The sequence below is a fragment of the Cryobacterium flavum genome, from assembly GCF_900103805.1.
GTDB classification, from domain to species: Bacteria; Actinomycetota; Actinomycetes; order Actinomycetales; family Microbacteriaceae; genus Cryobacterium; species Cryobacterium flavum.
Genome location: NZ_FNIB01000033.1, coordinates 1 through 4,403, shown reverse-complemented (window position 1 = coordinate 4,403; position 4,403 = coordinate 1). Strand labels below are relative to the sequence as shown.

Below are 4,403 nucleotides of genomic sequence, written 5' to 3'. Positions count from 1 at the left end.
GCCAGTTCGCGGCACGCGGCCCACATCGACGGGTAATCCTTCACACGATCAAGCGTCATACGAACCGCTCGCTCACGAACCTCATCTGGGTATTTCTTGGGCATAACCGAATCCTTTCACTAGAAAGAAAGCGGCAAGAAATCAGGGACGGTTCAAGTTGGGGCTTTCGGATCTATATGACGGTGTTGATGGGAAGATTTTCTGCTGCTTCCACCATTTGAAACCGCCGACGTCTTATGGGCGTTCGTTGAGGAGGTCGGCTTCGTATGCGATTATCGCCGCCTGCACACGATTCTCGACGCCAAGCGCTGTGAAGAGCACACTGAGGTACTGCTTCACCGTGCCTTCCGAAAGGTGCAGGGATTTTGCGATCTGGGCATTCGACTTGCCTCGCCCGATTCCGGCGAGCAGTTCGCGTTGTCGGTGGGTTAGTTCGCGCGCAGTTGATTGGGCTCGTGTTGAGCGGCCGAAACGGGCGCCGGTTTCTTGGCGGACCAGCCACCGGCCGACCCGCGGTGAGAATGCGGCACCGCCGCCTGCGAGAGCGCGGACGCCGCCGATCAAGTGACGCGGGTCATCCGATTTCAGGAAAAAGCCGAGCGCACCGAGGGTGATGGCCTCTGCAATGTAGGCCTCATCGGAGAACGTGGTCAGCATTGCGACCGGCACGTGTGGCTGCTCGCGCCGCAGCTGTTCAAGGGTGCGGATACCGTCGAGTCTGGGCATCTGGATATCGAGAACGACGACGTCCAGCGAGTGCCGTCGAGCCAGTTCAAGCGCTTCGGTTCCGTCTGAGGCTTCGGCGGTGATTACAATATCCGAGGCTGTGGAGAGGATGCCGGCGATCCCAGCGCGCACGAGCTGATCGTCATCGGCAAGAAGGACTCGTATTAGACCGTCTCTTTGTTGGTGGGGGCTGTCGGACGGGGTGTCACCGGTGAGATTTCCAGTCATGGGGCGAGGATCGTGTCGGTGGCGAGAACGCGGTTGTTGACGAAGCAGATTCGGAAGACATCGTCGCGGTCGAAGAAACTTATCGAGGCCTCATAAAACTCGCACGTCGATCTCGGGGGCTGAGCCAGAGACGTTCGCGGGGCGTCGAGCATTTCCACTGCCGGAAGAAGGAGCTCGGTTTTGGTGCGGATGTCACCGGTGTTGATGGCGGCGAACCGTTCGGGAGTCAGGACTGACGCGACGTTGGCATAAGCGAAGTAACCGATCGCGCTTAGCGCTGCGGTGGAGAGGAGAACGATGGGAACTAGCCAGGCGGCCCGTGTCGTGCGACGGCGTTTCCGGTCGGAGCTGCTGTCCGCGGCGGTGACAAGCTCGGTCCGAGATTGGTGTGTACTGGTAGCGGCTGAGGATGGAGTTGCCGATCTTGGGAGTCGGACTATGAGGGTGAAGTTTTCACTACGATTCACGTCCAGGGTTCCGCCAAGGATCCCGACTCGGTGTCGCAAGGCGAGGATACCGTGGCCCGTTATAGGTAGGGTCGGTGTCGTGCCGTGATCGGGGTTGCGAATCCGTAACTCGACTTCGTCTCCGTCGATGTTGATGTCGATGTTCACCTTCGTGCCCGGTGCGTGTTTTGCGGCGTTCGTGAGTCCTTCCTGCAGTGCCCGGAGGAGAGCGGCGCGAGAGTAGTTGTTGGTGAATCGTTCGATGTCTGGCGCGAGGGTGCTGTTTACCTCGATACCGGAGGATTGCGCGCGCTCGAGTACGTCTTCAATGCTGAGGCCGCTCAGCGAGGCGGTGATGCCGGAGTCTCTTTCGGTAATTAGTCGAACGGTCTCGCCGAGTTCGTCGGACGCGGCGGCGGCATTGGCCCGGATGCTCTGCAGCTCCGTTCTCGCCGTTGCTGGCAACGTGTCGTCCAGGGAGAGGCGGCCGGCTTGGACGGCGATCAGCGTCAACCGATGCCCTAACCCGTCGTGGATTTCACTAGCCATCGCGTCTCGTTCCCGCATCACGGCCTGCTCGACGCGAGCATCGTGTTCCCGTGCCTCGGCGAGGGCCAGATCCCAGCCGCGCTGGAGATAGGCCCGCCGTCCGCGAAGCGCGGCGACCGTCAGAACGGGGACGACGAGGCACAGGGTGTAAATCGTGCCGCGGACGAGTCCGAGGATGGCACCGGCCCACGATGGACTCGAGATCAGTCCGCACAGTGTCGCAGCGATGAGCGAGGCCGCCACTGCGACCATCACGACGCCGAAAGATGGCTTCCACAGAGAGGCGCAGAAGCCGATGATGATCGCGGTGGTGCCTAATAGCACCAGACCCGAGCCGTCCGTCCACGGAGAGGCGACTCCGAGTAAGGCTCCAACAACAGCAGCGCCTGTCGTGTTGGTATTGCGCGCACGTCGTGTGTGCGGAGTCGGATTGTTGTCGAGCATCCTCCCACCCTAGGGAGACCTGGCAGACGAAAGAACTCGCCTTCGTTAGTTCGCGGCTTCACCTTTGTCACTATCGACGGTAGCGGGGCTTTTCTAGCGTTTCTTGCATGCTCGAAAACATCACTTTGTTCCTTGACTCCGTCAGTGAGTACATCGGAATCATCCTTGCGGTCGTCTTAATTGCGTCGATCGTGGACGCGGCCTTCGGCCTCGGTGCCATTCTGCCGGGGGAAACTGTTCTGGTGTTCGCCGCGGTCGCCCTCCGTGATAGTCCTCTTCTGATCTTTGCCGTACTCGTCGCTGCCGTCGGGGCATTCATTGGCGACCACATCGGGTATTTCATCGGAAGGAAACTCGGCGTGAAGATGGTGAACACACGGGTGGTGCGGAGAATCGGAGTCGATCGTTGGGACGCGGCTACCGGTTTCGTCAAACGACGCGGTTTCTGGCTCATCATCGTCGCTCGGCTCCTGCCCGGCGTTCGAACCTTGGTCGCCGCAGCAGCAGGAGCGGCACTCATGAGCTACCGGCGGTTCGCTCTCGCCTCCGGCACCGCAGCCGTCATCTGGTCGTTTCTCTGGGTGCTGGGCGGCGCCGCGCTCGGTTTCGCGTTTGTTGAATTCGCCAATCACACGACCATCCCTGCGATCGCGGTAGCGGTGGCTGCCGCTGTTGGGTTCTTCGTTATCCGGCGGGTGCGGAGAACCGCATGAATACGAAAGATCGGACTCTCCGGCCGCGACCCGAGTGGTGGACCATCCCAAATCTCGTCACCGTTATCCGATTCGTCCTGATCTTCCCGATCGTGGCCCTTCTGTTGTCGGGTGCTCAGCCGCTCACAGCTGCCGCTCTCACGGTGCTCTTCGGCGCGACGGATTGGGTAGACGGATTCCTCGCTCGGCGGCTCGGCCAAGAGACACGGCTCGGGGAGATCCTCGACCCGATCGCCGACCGATTGGGGATCGGCTGCCTTGGCATCGCACTAACGATCATCGGTGCAATTCCCTGGTCGGTAATCATCGTCATCCTCCTCGTCGATCTGATCGTCGGAAGCGTCTTCCTGGCACGACACCGGAACCATCAGCTCTCGGTCACCTGGATCGGAAAGATTCGCACCGCGCTCATTATGATCAGCGCGTCCATCGTCACGGGCGGCCTCATTCCAGGGATGGGATTGGCCTTGTTGATCGGACAGGTCGGTTTGGTGCTCGGCGCCTTGTTCCACATCGCTGCCGGCATCGGCTATCTACGACAACTGCTCCGACAAGATGTACCGCATGCACCAGCCACAACTCTCGGACGGGACTGAAGCTATCGCGGATGTTATCTGTCACGGACCATGAAGAACGCCCAGTTCCTCATTGCCCTCGACACACTCTCGCCTGCACAACCCCGGAAACACAGGGGCCGTTGTGCAGACGACTTCGGAAAATGACACTGGTGCTAAACGATCAATTCCGGACACTCTTCAAACGCGGGACACGTTCCTGGCGTGAGCCGGTTGACGAATCCCTGCCCTTCAAGAATAATTAGGTATGTGCCTAAGTATCGCGACGAGCTCGATGCCGTGCTCCGCGCTCTCGCGGATCCGACGCGCCGAGCCGTCGTGGAACGGTTGGCGAAGTCCCCCGCCGTCGTGTCCGAACTCGCGGCACCGTTCTCGATGGCCTTGCCGTCGCTCATGCAGCACCTGCGCGTCCTCGAGAACGCGGGACTGATCACGTCACAGAAGCATGGGCGCGTCCGCACCATGAGCCTGCGACCGGGCGCCCTCGACGTCCTACACCTGTGGCTCGGCGAGCAACGAACCCCCGCCGCACACCAAGCCGACCGGCTCGGCATCCACATGACCTGCACAACCCCGAAGGAAACCTGACATGACCCGCGTTCGCATCGACCTGTTCATCTCGCTGGACGGCTACACCTCGACGACCGAACACGCCCCCGAAAATCCAATGGGTGAGGACTGGGGGCGCCTCACTGCAGCCTACGCCGCGACCCGCACGTTCC

The 4,403-nt window shown here is 60.9% G+C and carries 5 protein-coding genes; 3 read left to right on the top strand and 2 right to left on the bottom strand.

Annotation, left to right across the window (positions count from 1 at the left end; all coding sequences use genetic code 11):
* Positions 1–234: 234 nt before the first annotated feature.
* Positions 235–954, bottom strand: coding sequence for a response regulator transcription factor (locus BLS91_RS19310; RefSeq protein ID WP_092342687.1), 720 nt, complete (start codon positions 952–954; stop codon positions 235–237).
* Positions 951–2,393: a sensor histidine kinase gene (locus tag BLS91_RS19305; RefSeq protein ID WP_092342685.1), complete on the bottom strand. Its 1,443-nt coding sequence runs from the start codon at positions 2,391–2,393 to the stop codon at positions 951–953. The genes BLS91_RS19310 and BLS91_RS19305 overlap by 4 nt, the downstream gene beginning before the upstream one ends.
* Positions 2,394–2,500: 107 nt before the next feature.
* Between BLS91_RS19305 and BLS91_RS19300 the strand changes: the two genes are divergently transcribed.
* The 3 genes from BLS91_RS19300 to BLS91_RS19290 all read left to right on the top strand — a co-directional run bounded on the left by BLS91_RS19300 (position 2,501) and on the right by BLS91_RS19290 (position 4,269).
* Positions 2,501–3,106: a DedA family protein gene (locus BLS91_RS19300; protein ID WP_092342683.1), complete on the top strand. Its 606-nt coding sequence runs from the start codon at positions 2,501–2,503 to the stop codon at positions 3,104–3,106.
* Positions 3,103–3,702 (top strand): CDP-alcohol phosphatidyltransferase family protein, encoded by a 600-nt coding sequence (locus tag BLS91_RS19295; RefSeq protein ID WP_092342681.1) that lies wholly within the window; start codon positions 3,103–3,105, stop codon positions 3,700–3,702. Before BLS91_RS19300 ends, BLS91_RS19295 begins: the two co-directional genes overlap by 4 nt.
* Before the next feature lie 228 nt (positions 3,703–3,930).
* Positions 3,931–4,269 (top strand): ArsR/SmtB family transcription factor, encoded by a 339-nt coding sequence (locus tag BLS91_RS19290; RefSeq protein ID WP_092342679.1) that lies wholly within the window; start codon positions 3,931–3,933, stop codon positions 4,267–4,269.
* Positions 4,270–4,403 lie beyond the last annotated feature (134 nt).

Excerpts from the sequence above, each read along its gene's own strand:
- BLS91_RS19310 (WP_092342687.1), bottom strand. The coding sequence starts at position 954 with ATGACTGGAAATCTCACCGGTGACACCCCGTCCGACAGCCCCCACCAA.
- BLS91_RS19295 (WP_092342681.1), top strand. The coding sequence starts at position 3,103 with ATGAATACGAAAGATCGGACTCTCCGGCCGCGACCCGAGTGGTGGACC.
- BLS91_RS19305 (WP_092342685.1), bottom strand. The coding sequence starts at position 2,393 with ATGCTCGACAACAATCCGACTCCGCACACACGACGTGCGCGCAATACC.
- BLS91_RS19300 (WP_092342683.1), top strand. The coding sequence starts at position 2,501 with ATGCTCGAAAACATCACTTTGTTCCTTGACTCCGTCAGTGAGTACATC.